Origin of the sequence: Streptomyces tardus (genome assembly GCF_018101125.2) — a bacterium.
Classification (GTDB): Bacteria; Actinomycetota; Actinomycetes; order Streptomycetales; family Streptomycetaceae; genus Streptomyces; species Streptomyces tardus.
In genome coordinates, this window is sequence record NZ_JAELVF020000001.1 from 1,223,015 (window position 1) to 1,241,279 (window position 18,265).

General features: G+C 73.7%; 16 protein-coding genes. 14 read left to right on the forward strand and 2 right to left on the reverse strand.

Annotated features, from left to right (window positions below):
- The first annotated feature begins 59 nt into the window (after positions 1-59).
- The 14 genes from JGS22_RS05345 to JGS22_RS05410 all read left to right on the forward strand — a co-directional run bounded on the left by JGS22_RS05345 (position 60) and on the right by JGS22_RS05410 (position 14,311).
- Entirely contained in the window at positions 60-332 is a 273-nt protein-coding gene (locus JGS22_RS05345; protein ID WP_211041472.1) for an acyl carrier protein, read from the forward strand.
- Positions 329-1,366: a methyltransferase gene (locus JGS22_RS05350; RefSeq protein ID WP_211041471.1), complete on the forward strand. Its 1,038-nt coding sequence runs from the start codon at positions 329-331 to the stop codon at positions 1,364-1,366. The genes JGS22_RS05345 and JGS22_RS05350 overlap by 4 nt, the downstream gene beginning before the upstream one ends.
- Positions 1,367-1,444: 78 nt before the next feature.
- Positions 1,445-2,491, forward strand: coding sequence for a glycosyltransferase family 2 protein (locus JGS22_RS05355; protein WP_211041470.1), 1,047 nt, complete (start codon positions 1,445-1,447; stop codon positions 2,489-2,491).
- On the forward strand, positions 2,488-3,099 hold the full coding sequence (locus JGS22_RS05360; protein ID WP_211041469.1) for an AAA family ATPase: 612 nt from the start codon (positions 2,488-2,490) through the stop codon (positions 3,097-3,099). The genes JGS22_RS05355 and JGS22_RS05360 overlap by 4 nt, the downstream gene beginning before the upstream one ends.
- Entirely contained in the window at positions 3,096-3,890 is a 795-nt protein-coding gene (locus tag JGS22_RS05365) for a 4'-phosphopantetheinyl transferase family protein (RefSeq protein ID WP_211041468.1), read from the forward strand. Before JGS22_RS05360 ends, JGS22_RS05365 begins: the two co-directional genes overlap by 4 nt.
- Positions 3,891-4,126: 236 nt before the next feature.
- On the forward strand, positions 4,127-4,414 hold the full coding sequence (locus tag JGS22_RS05370; protein WP_211041467.1) for an acyl carrier protein: 288 nt from the start codon (positions 4,127-4,129) through the stop codon (positions 4,412-4,414).
- Positions 4,411-5,766 (forward strand): beta-ketoacyl synthase N-terminal-like domain-containing protein, encoded by a 1,356-nt coding sequence (locus JGS22_RS26975; protein ID WP_211041466.1) that lies wholly within the window; start codon positions 4,411-4,413, stop codon positions 5,764-5,766. The genes JGS22_RS05370 and JGS22_RS26975 overlap by 4 nt, the downstream gene beginning before the upstream one ends.
- Positions 5,759-6,619 (forward strand): beta-ketoacyl-[acyl-carrier-protein] synthase family protein, encoded by an 861-nt coding sequence (locus JGS22_RS05380; protein WP_211041465.1) that lies wholly within the window; start codon positions 5,759-5,761, stop codon positions 6,617-6,619. Before JGS22_RS26975 ends, JGS22_RS05380 begins: the two co-directional genes overlap by 8 nt.
- On the forward strand, positions 6,616-8,214 hold the full coding sequence (locus JGS22_RS05385; protein ID WP_211041464.1) for a class I adenylate-forming enzyme family protein: 1,599 nt from the start codon (positions 6,616-6,618) through the stop codon (positions 8,212-8,214). The genes JGS22_RS05380 and JGS22_RS05385 overlap by 4 nt, the downstream gene beginning before the upstream one ends.
- The gene (locus tag JGS22_RS05390) at positions 8,211-9,188 is read left to right on the forward strand and encodes an ACP S-malonyltransferase (protein WP_211041463.1); all 978 of its coding nucleotides are present in this window, start codon (positions 8,211-8,213) and stop codon (positions 9,186-9,188) included. Before JGS22_RS05385 ends, JGS22_RS05390 begins: the two co-directional genes overlap by 4 nt.
- A 146-nt stretch (positions 9,189-9,334) precedes the next feature.
- Positions 9,335-10,024, forward strand: a complete 690-nt coding sequence (locus JGS22_RS05395; protein WP_211041474.1) for an SDR family oxidoreductase — start codon at positions 9,335-9,337, stop codon at positions 10,022-10,024.
- A 48-nt stretch (positions 10,025-10,072) separates the two neighbouring features.
- A complete protein-coding gene (gene pabB / locus JGS22_RS05400) occupies positions 10,073-12,454 on the forward strand; it encodes an aminodeoxychorismate synthase component I (RefSeq protein ID WP_236073034.1) in 2,382 nt (793 codons plus the stop codon).
- Between the two features lie 109 nt (positions 12,455-12,563).
- Positions 12,564-12,749 (forward strand): Trm112 family protein, encoded by a 186-nt coding sequence (locus tag JGS22_RS05405; RefSeq protein ID WP_211041462.1) that lies wholly within the window; start codon positions 12,564-12,566, stop codon positions 12,747-12,749.
- 26 nt (positions 12,750-12,775) lie between these two features.
- Positions 12,776-14,311, forward strand: coding sequence for a peptide MFS transporter (locus JGS22_RS05410; protein ID WP_211041461.1), 1,536 nt, complete (start codon positions 12,776-12,778; stop codon positions 14,309-14,311).
- 141 nt (positions 14,312-14,452) lie between these two features.
- Here JGS22_RS05410 and JGS22_RS05415 read toward each other — a convergent pair whose 3' ends face one another.
- Positions 14,453-16,276, reverse strand: a complete 1,824-nt coding sequence (locus tag JGS22_RS05415) for an ABC transporter ATP-binding protein (RefSeq protein WP_211041460.1) — start codon at positions 16,274-16,276, stop codon at positions 14,453-14,455.
- On the reverse strand, positions 16,273-18,129 hold the full coding sequence (locus JGS22_RS05420) for an ABC transporter ATP-binding protein (RefSeq protein ID WP_211041459.1): 1,857 nt from the start codon (positions 18,127-18,129) through the stop codon (positions 16,273-16,275). Before JGS22_RS05420 ends, JGS22_RS05415 begins: the two co-directional genes overlap by 4 nt.
- Positions 18,130-18,265: the final 136 nt, after the last annotated feature.

Genomic DNA, 18,265 nt, shown 5'->3' on the forward strand with positions numbered 1-18,265 from the left:
CGCCGCACTATCGGCGCACCGGTGAATCATTGTTCGCTTTCGGTGAGGAGAGCAGTGGTATGGGTTCGGACGGCGAGATACTCCAGGAAATTCGTACAGTCCTGGTGGAGCAGTGCGACACCGCACCGGATCGGGCGGCGGAAATCACCCTGGACGACCCGGTGTCCGCGCTGGAACTGGACTCGATCACCATGGCCTACGTCTTCAGCCACTTCGAGCAGAAGCACGATCTCACTTTCGAGAACGACGATATCGACCCGATGCGCTACAGCACGGTGCGAGAGCTCGTCGAAACCCTTTCCGGTCGCATCGCGGAGGCCGGCACCCGATGACGTCCGACAGTGCGCTGCTGCCCGTCGGCCAAGCGGAGGCGGCGGCTCCCGACGACGCCCTGCTGATGGAGGTGCTGGCGTCGCAGTACCGGCTCTCCGCGGTGGCCGTGGCCGACCGCCTCGGGGTGTTCGCCGCACTGGCCGAGCAGCCGTCCGCCGCCGCCGCGCTGGCCGCCGCCCGTGAGCTGCACCCGCACGGCACGGCGGTCCTGCTGGACGCGCTGGCGGCACAGGGACTGCTGACCGTGTACGGCGGCGCGTACCACCCGACCGCCTCGGCGCGGGCCTTCCTGCTGCCCGGCACCGCCCGCTACTGGGGTCCGATGCTCGGCCTCGGCTGGGACGAGCGCTGCACCGCCGTCCGCACCCTGGTGACCGAGGGGACGGCGTACGGCTACCGGGGCAAGGGGATCTGGGACACCCACAACCGCTCCCGCCACCACGGCGAGCTGTTCGCCCGCGCCATGCACGCACACTCCGCGGGACCGGCGGCAGCGCTCGCCGCAAGCCTCGAACTCGGCGACTGCACCAGCCTGTTGGAGATCGGCGGCGGCGTCGGCACCTACTCGCTCGCCCTGGCCGGACGCAATCCGCGGCTGACCGCGCAGGTCCTGGACCTGCCCGTGGTCGAGCGCCAGGCCGTACGGCTGATCGAGGACTCGGGCCTGACCGGGCGGGTACGGCTGCGCGCCGGCGACATGTTCGGCGAGACCTGGCCCGGCGACCAGGACCTGGTGCTCTTCGCCGACGTCCTCAGCGACTGGGACGACGAGGGCTGCCGCGCCCTGCTCGGCCGCGCCCGCAAGGCGCTCGCGCCCGACGGGCGGCTCCTGATCCACCAGGTACTGCTCGACGACTCCCGGCACGGCTCGGACTCGGCGGCCGGCTACTCGCTGGCGCTGGCCGTGATGACCGGCGGCCGGCTGCGCACCCTGCCCGAACTGGCCGCGCTGCTCGCGGAGTCGGGCTTCGGGGAGTGCGCGGCGACCCCCGCCTACGGCCACTACTCGTTGATCACCGCGCGCCCCGACTGACCCGCGGGGCAGCCCGGTCATCCGCCGCTACGGAGCCCCGTACGCGCGAATCCACTCCCCGGTGAATCTGGAGCAGACATGGACAACCAGCCCCGTGTTACCGCCATCATCACCAGCCGGGAGCGCTTCTCCTACGCGGAGGAGTCGCTCAGGAGCTTCTACGAGCACACCGAGCTCCCGTGCCGTGTGGTGTACGTCGACGTCAACTCCCCCCAGGACCGGTGGGAACGGCTCAAGCGGCTCGGCGACGAACTGGGCTTCACCGCGATCCGCCTGAACAAGTACGTCTCGCCCAACTGCGCGCGGAACGTCGGACTGCGCTTCGCCGAGAGCGAGTACGTGGTCTTCCTCGACAACGACGTGGACTACACGCCCGGTTGGCTGGAGCCGCTGGTCGCCTGTGCGGACAAGGAGAAGGCCGCCATGGTCGGCCCGCTCTACCTGCACGGCCCGCTGGACGAGCAGGTGGTCCACATGGCCGGCGGCGACATGGAGTTCTCCGGCGTCTGGGGCACCAGGGAGTTCAAGCAGACCCAGCGGTACTTCATGAAGCACATCACCGAGGTGCCGGAGAAGGAGATGCGGCGCCAGCAGTGCGACATCATCGAGTTCCACTGCGCCCTGGTGCGCCGCGAGATCTTCGACCGGGTCGGCGGGATGGACGAGGGGCTGCTCACCACCCGTGAGCACCTGGACTTCAGCCAGCGGGTGCTGGACGCCGGCGGCACGGTCTGGTTCGAGCCCGAGTCGGTGATCACCTACCGGATGCCGCCGCCCTTCGCCCTGACCGACCTGCCGTACTTCATGCTGCGGTGGAGCGACGCCTGGACCGAGGACACCCTGCGGCACTTCGCCAACAAGTACGGGATCAGGCCCAGTTACGTCGAGCGCGTCACCAAGAACCGCAAGGGCCGGCAGTGGCTGCTCTTCGAGCAGATCAAGCAGTACCTGCCCGACAGCCTCGGCGAATCCGGCACCAAGGTCGTCAAACGGTCGTTCCAGAAGGTCGAACCGCTGCTCAACCGCGCAGTGGTGGAGGTGCTGACCTTCCGCGACGAACCGCTCCAGTGGCAGGTCCACCACGGCTCGGCCGACCGCACCCGCGCGAAGGTCCCGGCCTCATGAGCGGCGCTCCCACCGCCGGCGAGGGCGACGGCGAGGGCGTCGGCCCGCCCGTCGGCCCGCCCGTCGACATGAAGGCGCCGGTGGTGGTCATCACCGGCATCCCCGGCAGCGGCAAGTCCACCATCGGCGCGCTGCTCGCCGAGCGCTTCGAACGCGCCGCGCTGATCGAGGGCGACACGCTGCGCCGCATGGTGGTCTCCGGCCGGGTCGAGATGTCCCCGGAACAGGATCCGCAGGCGCTGCTCCAGTACGGGCTGAGACTGCGCCACCTGGCCTGCCTCGCCCGCTCCTACTCCGCCGCGGGCTTCCCGGTGATCGCCGAGGACAACATCCTCGGCGCCTATCTGGAGGAGTTCGTCGCGATGCTCGGCGACACCGTCACCGCGCACGTCGTCGTACTGGCCCCGCGCGCCGAAGTGGTGCGCGGACGCGACGCGGCCCGGCCGCACCACGCGTACGGCGACGACGGCTGGGGCGCAGAGGCACTGGACGCGACCTTCCGCGAGGAGACCGCCCGGATCGGCCACTGGCTGGACACCTCCGAGCAGAGCGCGTCGGAGACCGCCGACACGGTCTGGCGGCTGCTGGGCCTGGGCGAGGAGCGGTGAACGGCCCCGACGCCCGGGTGGCGCTGCCCGGGCCGGGGCGGGCCCGGCTCTGGCAGCAGCGCGTCACGCCCGGCTCGGCCCGCAGCTGCACCTCGCTGCTCAGCCGCGAGGAGCGGTTGCGAGCCGCGGCGATGACGGACGCGGCCCGCGCCCGCTTCACCGTCGCCCGCGGCGTGCTGCGCGGGGTGCTGGGCAGCGGACTCGGACTGCGGCCGGACCGGGTCCCGTTGCGCGTCACCTGCACCCGCTGCGGCGCCTCCGACCACGGGCCGGTGCGGCTGGAGCTGCCCGGCGTGGGCCTGGCCCTCTCGCTGGCGCACTCGGACGAGCTGGCCGCGGTCACGGTGGCGCACGGCGAACGCGGTGTGGGGGTGGACGTCGAGGCGGGCACCTCGATCGGCGACCTCGGGACGCTGGCACGACGGGTCTTCGCGCCCGCCGACCGCGACCGGTGGCAGACACTGCCGGCCGCCCGGGCCCGGCCGACCGTACTGGCGGCGTGGGCCTGCGGCGAGGCGTACGCCAAAGCGACCGGGCTCGGCCTGGGCACCGCCCTGGCCGGTGTCGGAGCGCGTCTGGACGGCGTCGGGCGGCTGGTCGTCGCCGGGCCGCGGGAGCTGGACGGCTGGTCGGTGCGGACTGTGCCGGCACGGCTGTCCGGATACGCGGCGGCGGTGGCGACCCGGCACGAAGTACGCCTGAGCGGGGGCGACTTCGAGCACACCGGCACCGAATGCGCGAACGGCGGAGCGGCGGCCCTGAGCGGACAGGCCACCGCGCACGGCGGCTGAGGACGCCGGGAACGCGAACGCGGCCCCCGCGGGGACACCGGTCCCTCGAAGGCACCCAGGCACGACGGCGCGACGGCGCGACGGCGCGGCGGCACGGCGGCACGGCGGCACGGCGGACAGGACGGCACACGACAGCACGAGCGCACCGGGCGCGCGAACGGCGGCGCCGGAGGCAGCACATCGGACGCGGGACCGGCGAAAGCCGGAGCGACAGCGGGCAGGGAGAGGGAGAGGCTATGCAGGACGACCGGCAGGCTTCGGCCGCGGAGCGCACGGAAGCGCTGGTGCGCGACCGCCTGGGCGCGCGGCTCGGGGCCGAGCTCGCCCACGCCCTGGACCGCGGGGAGAAGTTCCACGACGTGGGCATCGACTCGCTGGACATCGTCGTCGTACTCGCGGAGCTGGAACGCGACTTCGAGGTCGAGCGGATCGCCGACGGCGAGCTGTGGGACATCGCGGACTCCATCGACGCCCTCGTCCACTATCTCGACGCCCACGGCCACGCACCCGCGGAGACCCCGTGAGCACCGCGGGCGCACCCGCCACGGGCGGGCGGGCCACAAACGCACAGACCGCGCAGGCACAGGCCACAAACGCACAGACCGCGCAGACACAGGCCGCGCACGCACAGGCCGCGCAGGCGCCGTACGAGGGCGCGCGAGCCGGGGAGGACCTCGGCCGCGCTCCCGTGGTGACCGGGCTCGGGGTGCTGTCCCCGGGCGGCACGGGCACCGAAGCCCTGTGGCGCGTCTGCCGGTCCGGCGACGGCGAGTTCCGCGAGGTCACCCACTTCGACGTCTCGCGCACCGGCACCCGGATCGCCGGCTTCGTGCCCGAGGAACCCGGCGCTCCCCTCCCCGGCGAGGCGGCCAGGCTGCCGTATCTGCTGCACCGCGCCGTCACCTCCGCACTCGCCGACGCCCGGGACCGCACCGGCGTACGGAACGTGCCGACCGCGCTGGTACTGGGCACCACCGACAGCGGCGGCTGCCCGGGCACCGAGGTGTGGCGCGCCTGGGCCGAGGGCAACAGCCCCCGGCTGGACGCCGGTTGGGAGCCGTACGCCCCCGGCGGCGCTTCCCCCGGCGACCGCGACGGCGACTCCGACGACCCCGGTGGCGCTCCCTTCCCCGACGGCCCCGTCGTCCAGGTGGGCAACGCCAGTGCCGCGGGCGCCACCGCGCTGGGAGTCGCCACGGACCTGCTGCGGGACGGTGTCGTGGAACGCGTCGTGGTCTGCGGCGTGGACACCGTCACCGAGACCGCGTTCCACGGGCTGGCCTCGCTGCGGACCCTCAATCCGCGCGGCTGCCGCCCGTTCAGCACCCGTCGTGCGGGCATCCGCATCTCCGAGTGCGGCGCCGCGATGGTCCTGGAGCGCGGAACGGCCGAAACCACTTCCGGCTACGCCCGGTTGCGGGGCTGGGGCAGCAGCAACGAGGCGAGCCAGGCCGCCCGTCCGGACTACGAGGGCGTCGCCAAGGCCGTGCAGCGCGCGCTCGCCGACGCCCGTACCGGCGCCGACCGGCTCGACTACGTCAACGCGCACGCCGCAGGCACCCGGCACGGCGACATCGCCGAACTGCGGGCACTCGACGAGGTGTTGGGCGACCGGCTGCCGAAGGTTCCGGTGGTGAGCACCAAGGCCGCCCTGGGCCACTGCCAGGGCGCCGCAGGCACCGTGGAGGCGATCATGACCGTACTCACGCTCGCGCGCGGCGAGGTCCTGCCCACTCTGGGGCTGGAGGACCGCGACCCTCGCTGGGACCATCTGAACCTCGGCGACCGCGCACCGGAGGCACCGCCCTCGGTCGGAATGACGATCTCCTGCGGACTCGGCGGTTCCAACGTGGCGGTGGTGTTCAGCCGTGACTGACGCCTCCACGTCCCCCTCCGCGTCCCCCTCCGTCGCCTACGCGGCCACCGAAGCCGCGCCCCCCGCCGGCGGCTCGTACGCGGCGCCCGTGAACCTCGCCGGGCTCGTCGTGCGCTCCGCGCCACAGCCCGTGCCCCGACTGCCCGAGCGCACCGAGGAGTTGCCGCGCACCCCACTGGCCGTGCGGGACCTGCTGCGCCCCGCGCTGCTGGCCACCGCCGAGGCGGCCGTCGCCGAGGCGGGGCTGAGCCCCGAGGAGGTGCGGAACATGGGGTGCGTCACCGCCTCCAACGGCGCCACCGCGGCGACCGGCACCTACATCGCCCAGGTACTGGCCGGTCCGGGGCCGCGCTGGCTGACACCGGAGTGCTTCCTGCACTACTCGCCGCACACCCTCACCGGCGAACTGTGCATCGCCCTCGGCCTCGACGGCTGCGCGGTGACCCTCACCGGAGCCTCCGCCGGCGTCGACGCACTCGGCTACGCCGCGCTGATGGTGCGTACCGGGCGCTGCCGCAGCGTTCTGGTCGCCGCCGCGCACTGGCCGCAGCCCGCAACGGCCGACGACGAGTCCGTACCGCTGCTGACCACCGCCGCCGCGATCCTCGGCAGCGGCGGCGGCGCGGTCAACGGCCGGGTCTCGGTGACCGGTTGGCGCCCCGGCGGCAGCCACCCGGCGGTGCGCCGGGACGACGCTGCCGGTACGACGGGCGAGGCGTCGGGCGGCAGAGGCACGGATGTGACCGCGCCGTTCACGGCCCTGGCCCACCGGCGGGACTCGCACGACGCACGCGGCACCGAACTGGTCTGCGGAGGCTCCCGGCTGACCGCGGTGGCGGGAGCGGGCGCATGAAACCGTCGGACGGCACCGCACGCCACACCGCCCCCGTGGCCCCGCCCCACCGCACCACGGGCGGCAGCGACGCGCCCGCCGCACCGGACCTGCTCTCCGTGCTGCGCCAGCGCGCCGAGCACGACGGCGACCGGACGGCGCTGGAGCACGAGAGCGTCGTACTCTCCTGGGCCGAGCTGTACGCACGCGTCCAGCGCGCCCGCCCCGCCCTGCCCGCGCCCACCGGCGAGCGAAACCGGACCGGACTGCTCGCGAGCAACCATCCGGACACCGCGGTGGCGCTGCTCGCGCTGATCGCCAACGCCGCGGAGGTCGTGCTCTACGACGCGCGCGCCACCGCCGCCGAACGCGAACAGGTCGCCGAGCTGGGCAACGTCGGCCACTGGTACGGCGCTTCGGCCGCGACGGAGCCCGGCGGCACCCCGGCCGGGCCCCTCCCCGACACCGACGCCCACGACACGTCCGCCCGCGACACGTCCGCAACCGCTCACCCCGGCACCGCTGCCACCCGCGAGGACGGTGCGGGCCCCGACGGAGCGCCCGCGTTCATCGGGCTCGTCACCTCCGGCACCGGCGGGCTGCCGAAAGTGGTGCGCAAGAGCTGGCCGGTCACCCTGGCCAACTCCGGCGCGTACGCCGAGAGCGCCGGGTACGGCCCCGAGGACCGGCTGCTGTGCACCACTCCGCTGCACCACGCGTACGCCTTCGGTGCCTCGCTGCTCCCCGCGCTGCTCAGCGGCGCCACTCTGGTACTCGCCCCGCACCCGCCCTCCCCGGCCGGACTCGCCCGCGCGCTGCGGGAGAGCCGCGCGACAGTGGTGCAGACCGTGCCGTTCCTCTACCGGGCGATGCTGGAGTGCGGCGAACCGCTGGAAGCTCCCGACCTGCGGTTCTGCCTCTCGGCCGGTGAACCGCTGCCGCCCGACCTGGCGCGCGCCTGGCGCGAGCGCGTCGGCGCACCCGTGCGCAACCAGTACGGGGCGACGGAGTTCGGCCAGATCGCCTTCGCCGCCGACGACCCCGAAGGGCCGATGCGGTTGATGCCGGGCGTCACCGCGCGGCTCTCCGACGAGGACGGCAACTGGCTGACCGACAAGGACGGCCGCTGGCTCGCGGACGCCGGCCCGGAGACCGTCGGCGACCTCCATCTGCGCCAGCAGGGCGCGGAGGTCGACTACTGGGGCCTGCCCGAACTCGGCCCGGCCGCCCTGCGCGAGGGCTGGTTCCGCACCGGCGACACCGGCCGGCTGCCCGGGCCGGGTCTGGTGGAGGTACGAGGACGCACCGACCGCCGGATCACGGTGGCCGGACGGAAGGTCGACCCGGACGAGGTGGAACGCGCCGTCCTGTCCATGTCCGGCGTCAGCGAGTGCCGGGTGAGCGCGGCGCCCGCGGTGCCGGGACGCACCGGCGACGCCTTCGTGGCCTTCGTCGCCGCGGAGCCGGCCGTCACCGAGATCGAACTGCGGCGCCACCTCGCCCGGTTGCTCTCCCCTTACAAGGTGCCCACCCGCTTCCATCTGACCGAGCGGCTGCCCCGTACCGGCTCGGGCAAGGTGCACATGGCCCGGCTCTGGCAGGGGGTGCGCGCATGACGCCGCTCACCGCGCTCGAAACGGGCCGCTACGCGCTGGTCTTCCCCGGCGCCGGCTCCCATCTGCCCGCCATGGCCCGCCGGTTGTGCCGTACGTTCCCGGCGGCGGTCGAGGTGCTGGAGCGTGCCGAGAAGGCCGTCGGCCTCGACCTGGCCCGGCTCTGCCGTGCGGGTACGGCGCCCGAGCTGGCACCGCCGGAGATCTCCCATCCGGCGGTCGTGGCGACCGCGCTCGCCGGCAGCACCGCGCTCCGCGCCCACCTGGGCGAGCGGCTGGCGCCGCCCGCCTTCGTCGGCGGACACAGCCTGGGCCACTTCGCGGCGCTCGTCGCCGCCGGGTCGGTCGCCTTCGAGGACGCGCTGACGCTGGTGGCCCGCCGTGCCCGCCTGATGGCGGAGCAGTCGCGCCGTCGTCCCGCGCTGATGGCCTCGATCGGCGGCGTCGCACCGGCACGGGTCGCCCAGTGGTGCGCGGACTGCCCGCCCGCCGCGGGGGTCGCCGTCACCGGCTGCCTCAACGGGCCGCAGCAGACCGTGGTCTCCGGCGACGAGCGCGCGGTGCGCTGGGTGACGGACCGCGCCGCCCAGGCGTCCACCGAGCAGGAGCCCGTGCACGTACGGGAGTTGACCGCCGGAGTGGCCTCGCACTCGCCGCTGATGGACCCGGTGCAGGAGGAACTCGCCCCGGCGCTCGCCGCGCTCGGACCGGCGGCACCGACCGCACCCGTGCTGCTGAACACCACGGGCCGACCGAGCACCGACCCCGGGGAGCTGGGCACCGACCTGCTGCGCCAGCTCTCCGCCCCGGTGCGCTGGAACGACGCGATGCGCGCGGTGCTGGACTCCGGAGTGGAGACCGTCGTGGACACCGGACCGGGTCAGGTGCTGTGCAAGGCCGCCGCCCTGCACCCGGACGCGGTCCCGATCGCGCTGAACTTCATGCAGCCGCTCGAAAGAGTGGTGCCGCTGCCGTGACCACCGACCGAGACCGCACCGACGACCCCGCCGAGCCGACCGGACTCGCCGAGCCGACCGGCGCCACCGCCACCACCGACCCGGCCGGCCCGGCGCCGGCCGCTGCACACGTCCCCGACTCCCCCGCCGGGCGCGGGCGTTCGGCGCTGGTCTTCGGCGGCAGCCGGGGCATCGGGCTGGCCACCGCCCGGATGCTGGCCGAGCAGGGCCACCGGGTGACCGTGGCCTCGCGCGGCGGCGAGGCGCCCGACGGACTGGCCGCCGTCCGGTGCGATGTGGCCGAACCGGCCGACGTCGGCCGCGCGTTCGAGAGCACCGAGCGGCAACAGGGCCCGGTCCAGATCGTGGTCTGCAACGTCGGGGTGCGCGAGGACAACCTCCTCATCCGCTCCGACGCCGCCGCCTTCCAACGCGTCGTCAACACCAATCTGACCGGCAGTTGGCGCGTCCTGCGCCGGGCCGCCCCCGCTCTCGTGGACAGCGGGTGGGGCCGGGTGGTGCTGGTCTCCTCGGTCGCCGCGGTGCTCGGCATGGCGGGCCAGACCAACTACGCGGCCTCCAAATCGGCGCTGGTCGGGCTCGGCAGGACGGTGGCCCGCGAGCTGGGGCCCCATGGAGTGACCTGCAACGTCGTACTGCCCGGCTTCGTGCGCACCGCGCTCACCGAGGATCTGCCCGCGCCACGACGGGCGCAGATCGTCGACGGGAGTGCACTGGGCCGGGCAGCCGAACCGGAGGAGGTCGCCGCGGTCATCGCCTTCCTCGCCTCCGAGGCGGCCGGCTACGTGACGGGCGCAGTGGTCCCCGTCGACGGAGGTCTGGCCATGGGCGTATGAGCACCACCGGTCATCCCGACGTTCCCCGGACCCGCCAACGGAGCCTCCATGCGGATTCTACTCGTGGACAACTACGACTCCTACAGCTACAACCTGTTCCAGCTGATCGCCTCGGTCACCGGGGCCGAGCCCAATGTGGTGAGCAACGACGACCCGGTGCTGCTGCGCCCGGACGTGGCGGGATACGACGCGCTGGTCGTCTCGCCGGGCCCCGGACACCCCGGCGTGCCCGGCGACTTCGGGCATCTGACCGGTCTGCTGGCCGCTTCCCGGCTGCCGATCCTCGGCGTCTGCCTGGGCCACCAGGGGCTCGCCCTCGCCGGTGAGGCCCGGGTCGAGCAGGCATGGGAACCGCGGCACGGCTGGCTGAGCCCGGTGCGCCACCGGGGGAGTGAGCTGTTCGCCGGCATCCCGCAGCACTTCACCGGGGTGCGCTACCACTCGCTGGCGGTGCGCGAGCCGCTGCCGCCGGAGCTGGAGGCCACCGCCTGGGCGGAGGACGGCGTGGTGATGGGGCTGCGGCACCGCCGACTGCCGCGCTGGGGCGTGCAGTTCCACCCGGAGTCCGCCTGCACCGAGCACGGCGACCGCCTGATAGCCAACTTCGTGCGGCTCGCCCGGTCCCACGCGGTCGCCGGTTCGCCGCGCCCCGCCGTCTCCCGACCCCGTACGCTCCGCCCGACCGCCCCCGTGTTCCGGAGCGCGCCGGCGGACGCACTCCACCGCACGGGTCCCGCCGACCCGCCGGACGGGCGAGCGGAACGGGACGGGTCGCCAACACACCGGCAGAACACCGCACTTGAGTCCCCGGACGCCCACACCGCGGCGCCCACGGACCGCGCACCCGAGCGCACTGCGACGGAGTACCGGCTGCACCACCGGCGGCTGGCCGCCGAACCGGACACCGAGACGGCCTTCCGCGAACTCTTCTCCGCGACCGCGCACGCCTTCTGGCTCGACAGCTCGCGCGCCGAACGGGGGCGGGCGCGCTTCTCCTTCCTCGGGGACGCCTCCGGGCCGCTGGCCGAGACCGTGCGCTACCGCGCCGGTTCCGGAACGGTGGCGGTGACCGGCTCCGACGGCGCCACCACCGAGGTGCCGGGCACGGTCTTCGACTATCTCCGCGAGGAGCTGCGCCGCCGCCGCATCCCCACCCCCGACCTGCCGTTCGACTTCGTCTGCGGCTATGTCGGCTACCTCGGCTACGAGTTGCGAGCCGACTGCGGTTCACCGCTCGCCCGCCCCTCCGCGACGGACGACGCCGGCTGGATCTTCGCCGACCGGCTGGTGGCGGTCGACCACGAGCGCGGCGAGACCCACCTGCTCTGCCTCTCCCGGCCCGACACCGCCGACACCGCACGGGCCCGGCAGTGGATCGACCGCATCGCGCACAGCCTGCGCGCGCTTCCCCGCACGGAGTCCAGGCCGGTTCAGGCACCGCCCACCGACTCCCCCGCCCGCTCGGGCGACCGGGGCGCCGACCGCTACCTCGCCGACATCCAGGAGTGCCTGGCGGAGCTGCGCGCCGGCCAGAGCTACGAGGTCTGTCTCACCGACCGCCTGAGTCTGCCCGGCGACCCGGACGGGCTGGAGGTCCACAGCAGGCTGCGCCGCATCAACCCGGCGCCGTACGGGGCGTATCTGCGGCTCGGCGAGCTGGAGGCCGCCTGCTCCTCGCCCGAACGCTTCCTGCGCATCACCGCCGACGGCACCGTGGAGTCCAAGCCCATCAAGGGCACCGCACCCCGGGAAGAGGACTCCGAGGCGGACGCGAGCGCCCGCCGGGCGCTCGCCGAGGACGCCAAGACCCGCGCCGAGAACCTGATGATCGTCGACCTCCTCCGCAACGACCTCGGCCGGGTCTGCGAGGTCGGCAGCGTCCATGTGCCCCGGCTGATGCAGGTGGAGTCCTACGCCACGGTGCACCAGCTGGTCTCGACGATCCGCGGCCGGCTCGGCCCGGCGGCCGATCCGGTCACCTGCGTGCGCGCCTGCTTCCCCGGCGGCTCGATGACCGGGGCGCCCAAGCTGCGCACCATGGAGATCATCGACCGACTGGAGGGCCGCCCCCGGGGTCTCTACTCCGGCTCCATCGGCTACTTCGGCCTGGGCGGCGGCGCCGATCTGAACATCGTCATCCGCACCGCGGTCCGCACCGGCGGGCGCTGGAGCGTGGGCGCCGGCGGCGCGATCGTGCTCGGTTCCGACCCGTACGCCGAGTTGGAGGAGATGCGGCTCAAGTCCCGCGCACCCGTGCACGCCGTACTCGCCGCCGCGCGCGCCGGTGCCGCGGGGCGCGAGCCGGCCGGAGGCGCGTCGGAGCGCGAGCCGGCCCGGCAGGAGTTCACCCCGCGCGGAGGGCCCGGGGCCCCCGGTGCGGGGCCACCCACAAACGTGTCCGCTCCCGTCCCGGCACAGCACCGGATGTGAACCGGCCCGAGGGAGCCGCGGCACCCGTCCCTCCCGGACGGTCCCTCAGCGCGGTGGCGACACCGCGGTCAGCACACCTCACCACCCACGGAACGAAGGAAGACCTCTCATGATCGAAAGCCGTCTGCTCGACATCCTCGCCTGCCCCGTCTGCAAGACCCGGCTGGGCGCCGACGCCTCGGGCGCCTCGATGACCTGCACCGACGCCGAGTGCGGTCGCACCTACCGAGTGGTCGACGGCATACCGCTGCTGCTGGTCAGCGACGAACTCGAAGCCACCTCGCTGGCCGGCTGAGACCGGTCCCGGGGAACTGAGCACTGATGTCGACACCGGCGGGCGAGGGCGAGGACAGCGTGACAACGGGGGACACCGCGCAGAAGGACGGGCGCACCCGGAATCGGCACCCACGGGGGCTGCTCATCCTGTGGAACGTCGAGATGTGGGAGCGGTTCAGCTTCTACGGGATGCGGGCGATCCTCGTCCTCTTCCTCGCCGCGCCGGAGGACCAGGGCGGGCTCGGGCTCGCCCCGCACATCGCCGCGGCGATCTTCGGCATCTACGGCGCACTGGTCAACCTCCTGGCGCTGCCCGGCGGTTGGCTGGCGGACCGGCTCTGGGGCTCGTACCGGGCGGTGCTGTGGGGCGGTGTGGTGATCACCGCGGGACACTGCACCCTCGCCGTCCCGGCGGGTTCCGGGGCCACCTATCTCGGGCTGCTGCTGGTCGCCGCCGGCACCGGCATGCTCAAGCCCAGCATCTCCACCATGGTGGGCAGGCTCTACGACCATGAGCAGGACGCCGCCGAACGGGACGCCTCCCGCCGCGACGCCGGCTTCTCGCTCTTCTACATGGGCATCAGCGTCGGCGCCTTCGCCGCACCGCTGATCACCGGCTACCTCGGCGAACGGATCGACTGGCACGCCGGGTTCGGCGCCGCAGCGGTCGGCATGCTCATCGGTCTGCTGGTCTGCCTGCGCGGCGGACGGCGACTGCCGGCGGTCACCCGCGAACGGGTGCGCACCGCGAAGCCCGCCGAACTGCGCCGGATGCTGAGCCTGTGCACGGCGGCGGTCGCCTTCGTCGTCCTGCTCTGCCTGGGCCTGGTGGCGCTGTGGGGGATGTCGTTCACCAAGGGCATCATCCAGGCCGTCACGGCTCTGACCGTGCTGATCCCGGTGATCTACTTCGTCACCATGTTCCGCACGGCGGGGCTGGACCAGGTCGACCGCAGCCGGCTGCGGGCGTACATCTGGATCTTCCTGGCGGCCAGCATGTTCTGGATGATCGCCGAGCAGGGCGGCTCGCTGGTCAGCCTGTTCGCCCGCGACCACGTGGACCGCGACCTCTTCGGCTGGGAGTTCCCCACCAGCTGGTTCCAGTCGCTCGGCCCGTTCTACAGCATCCTGCTGGCGGGCGCCTTCGCGGCGCTGTGGATACGGATGGGCACCCGACAGCCCAGCACCGCGGCCAAGTTCGCCATCGGGCTCGGCGGTCTGGGCGTGGCGACGCTCATCATGGCCGGGGCCGGCATGGCGGCGGCGGGCGGCGAGCGCGTCTCCCCGATGTGGCTGCTGGTGGCGTTCCTGGTGCAGATCATGGCCGAGATGTGTCTGAGCCCCACCGGACTCAGCGTCACGACCCGACTGGCACCGCCCCGGTTCGCCAACCAGCTGATGAGCCTGTGGTTCCTCTCGGTGGCGATGGGCAGCGCGCTCAGCTCCCAGGTGGTGCAGCTGGGCACCGTCTGGTCGCCCGGCACCTACTTCGCCGTCCTCGGCTGCGCGGCGCTGGCCTGTGCGGGGGCGGTCGCCGTCTCCCGCAAGCACCTCAGCAGGCTGATGCGCGGCGTCAACTGACCCTGCGGCGCGGACACGGGGAGGGGCGGCGGCCGGTCGGCCGCCGCCCCTCCCCGTGTCAGGCGGCTCGGTGTTCGGCGGTCCGATGCCCGGGCGGACGCGGGCCCGCGGGACTGTGACCCGCGACCCGCGACCCGCGGCTCAGGCCCGGCCGGCGGCCTCCGCCGTGCCCGCCGTGCCCGCCGTGCCCGCGGCTCCCGTCGTCGCCGACTGCCAGGCGGCGTAGAGCTCCGCGTACCGGCCTGGGCGGGCGGACAGCTCCTCGTGCGTGCCCTGCTGGACGATGCGGCCGGCGTCGAAGACCAGCACCCGGTCGGCCGCCTCCGCGGTGGAGAGCCGGTGCGCCACCGAGACCGCGGTACGGCCCCGGGTGGCGGTCTCCAGGGCGCGCTGGAGGCGCTGTTCGGTCGCCGGGTCGACGGCCGAGGTCGCCTCGTCCAGTACGAGCAGGTCGGGGTCGGCGAGGTATGCGCGGGCCAGCGCCACCAGTTGCCGTTCGCCGGCCGACAGCGCCTCGCCGCGCGGCCCGGCCGGGGTCTCCAGCCCGCCGGGGAGCGACTCGGCCCAGCCGGTGAGCCCGAGGTCGGCGAGCGCGGCACGGACCTCGTCGTCACCGACGTCGGCGCGGCCGTACCGGATGTTCTCGCCGACCGTGGTGTTGAAGAGGAAACCGTCCTGAGGCACCATCACCACCCGGCGTCGCAGCGACTCCAGCGGCACGTCCGTCAGCGGCACTCCGCCGAGGAGGACCCGTCCCGAGGACGGGTCGGCCAGCCGGGTCAGCAGTTTGACGAAGGTCGACTTGCCGGATCCGGTCTCGCCGACGACGGCGACCCGGCTGCGCGGGGCGATCTCCACCGAGACGCCGTGCAGCACCCGCCCGCCGTCGGGGTAGGCGTACTCCACCTCCTCGAAGCCGACGCCCACCGGGCCCGGCTCCAGCTCAACACCCTTCTCGCCCGGGTCCTCGACCTCGCGCGGCGCCTCGATGACGGCGAGCGTGCGGCGCAGCCCGGCGAGCGCGTTCTGGAGCTCGTTGAGCACCTCGGTGCTCATCTGCGCCGGGCCGATGAAGAGCGTCACCAGAAAGAGGAAAGCGACCAACTCCCCCGCTGTCATGTGGCCGTTGATGCCCAGCACGACGCCGAAGCTCACCACCGCACCGATGGCCAGTGCCGCGGCGATCTCCCCGCTGGAGAGAGTGACGGCCACCAGTCGCTGCGCCCTGCCCTGCGCCCTGCGGTGGTCCTCCACCGCGGTGTCGATGCGCCCGCCGATCAGACCCGAGGCGTTGTGCGCACGGATCACCGCGGCGCCGGCGACGGCCTCGCCGGTGGTGGCGAGCATCGCGCCCGCACGGGTGCGGACGTCGGCGTAGCGGAAGGAGAGACGGTGCTGGAGCCGCGGCAGGATCAGCGCGAGCGGCAGGAAGACCGCCCACACGGTCAGGGCCAGCGCCCAGGAGTAGGCGAACATCACCGCGCTGCCCACCAGCAGTTGGCAGCCGCTGACCAGCAGCATCCCGCCGAACTGGAGAAAGATGCTGAACTGGTCCACGTCGCCGGTGACCCGGGCGACCAGATCACCGCGCTGTTCGCCGCCGAGGGCGGGCGCGGACAGGTCGTGCACCCGTCGGAACGCCTTCTTGCGCATCTCCGCGAGCGCCGTCTCCACCTCCCGGTAGAGCCGGTGGTTCATCCGGTAGGTGATCCACGCCGTGCAGAACACCGCCACCGCGCAGATGCCGACCGAACCGAGCACGAAGCCCGTGCGCGGCCCCTCCTCGGACTGGATTCCGGTGTCGAGCGTCACCTGCACCGCGATCGGCACCACCACCCGGCCCGCGGCGGCGACCACCGCGAGCAGCAGGACGACGAGCAGGCCGCGCCGCAGCGTCGGCGAGGTGGCGAACAGCCGCTTCAGCGTGCCGGTCGCGCTGTGGTGGGAGCCCCCGATACGGCTCATGCGGTCCGTCCCTCCTCGGCTTCTGCGGGGGACGCGCCGACCGCCGCGTCCCCCTGGCTTCCGTCGTCCTCGGCGCCGTCACCGGCCCGGTGGCCGTTCTGCTCGCCCTCGTAGGCGGTGACCAGGGAGCGGTACCCGGTGCAGCGGGCGAGGAGCTCGGCGTGCGAGCCGGCGTCCGCGACCCGGCCGCGGTCCACGTAGACGATGTGGTCGGCGAGCGCGATGGTCGCCTTGCGGTAGGCCACCACCACGACGGTGGAGGGCAGTTGGGAGGTGCGCAGCCGGTTGAGGATGCGGCTCTCCACCTCGGGGTCGACGCTCGACGTGGCGTCGTCGAGCACCAGCAGTCGCGGTCGGCGCACCAACGCCCGGGCCAGCGCGATGCGTTGGCGCTGGCCGCCGGAGAGGGTGGCGCCGCGTTCACCGACCCCGGCGTCGAGCCCCTCCGGCAACTCGCGCACCACCTGGGCCACATCGGCCGCCTCCAGCGCCTCCCAGACCGCCGCGTCGTCCCGCTCCAGGCCGAGCAGGACGTTGCCGCGGACGGTGTCGTCGAAGAGCAGCGCCTCCTGCGGGACGAAGGCCACCGCGGACGCCACCTCACCCGAACGCATCTGCCGCGCGTTCATCCCGTCCATCAGCACCTCGCCGCGGTCCGGGTCGATCAGCCGCACCATCAGCGCCGCCAGGGTGGACTTGCCCGAGCCGGTCGGCCCCACCACGGCCACCGTGCTGCCCGCGCCGGTGCTGAGCGTCACATCGCGCAGCACATCGCTGCCGTTGTACGCGTAACTCACCCCGCGGGCATCGAGGTTGAGCGGGCCGGGGTCGGTCAGCCGCAGCTCGCCGCTGGGCATGTCGCCCTCGGCGTCCAGCACGGCACGCACCCGCTCCCAACCGACCGCCGAACGCGGCAGTTCCGCGAGCACCCAGCCGAAGGCCCGTACCGGGAAGGCGATCATCGTGAACAGATAGGCCACCTGCACCAGTTCGGCGACGCCGATCGCCCCGGAGGCCATCCGGCTGGTGCCGACCGCCAGGACGGTCAGGATGCCGAGGTTGGGCAGCGCGTCCAGCAGCGGGTCGAAGCGCCCCCGCATCCGACCGACCGCCACGTTGGCGTCCCGCAGCGCCTCGGCCCGCTCCGCCATCCGCGCGGACTCGTGCGCCTCCAGGCCCAGGGTCTTCACCACCACGGCGCCGTCGAAGCTCTCGTGCGCGATGTCGGCCACCTCGGCGCGCAGGCTCTGAGCACGCGCCGCCAGCGGGGAGAGTCTGCGCTGGTAGAAGACGTTGAGCAGGCCGATGGCGGGGAAGAGCGCGATACTCACCAGCGCCAGCACCGGATCGACCAGGATCAGCGAACCGATGGCCGAGACCAGCATGATCACCACGCCGAGCGCCGTCGGCAGCGGGATGATCGGCGCCCACACAGCCTCGACGTCGGAGTTGACCGTCGACAACAGCCGTCCTGCGGAGTGGCGTTGGTGCCACGACAGCGGCAACTGGAGGTAGCGGTGGGCGACTCGGCGCCGGTAGGTGGACTGGAGCCGGAACTGCATCAGCCCGGCGCCCACCCGGCGTCCGATCACTCCCACCACCCGCAGCATCGCGACCGCGAAGATGGCGGCGCCCGCCGCCGCGAGGGCGGCGTGCGAGGTCTCCCCGCTCTCGAACGCCGGCAGGATCACCCGGTCGGTGATCCTGCCCAGCACCCAGGAGGTGGCGACAGGGGCGACGCCGTACAGGGCGCTGGCCGCGAGTGCCGCGCCGAAGATCCAGGGCTCCTCCCGCACGGCGGCCGTGAGAACGGGCAGGCCCTTACGGCGTGAGGGCCCGTCGGCTTCGGACACGGATGTCCTTCCTTCCTGCGAGACGCACACGGCCGTACCCGCCCACCGCCCCTGCGCGGGAGACGCGGGAACGCGGGGCGCGAGGGCGCGTTCCCGCGTCTCCCGCGCAGGGGCGGTGGGCGGGGAGTGCGGCTGC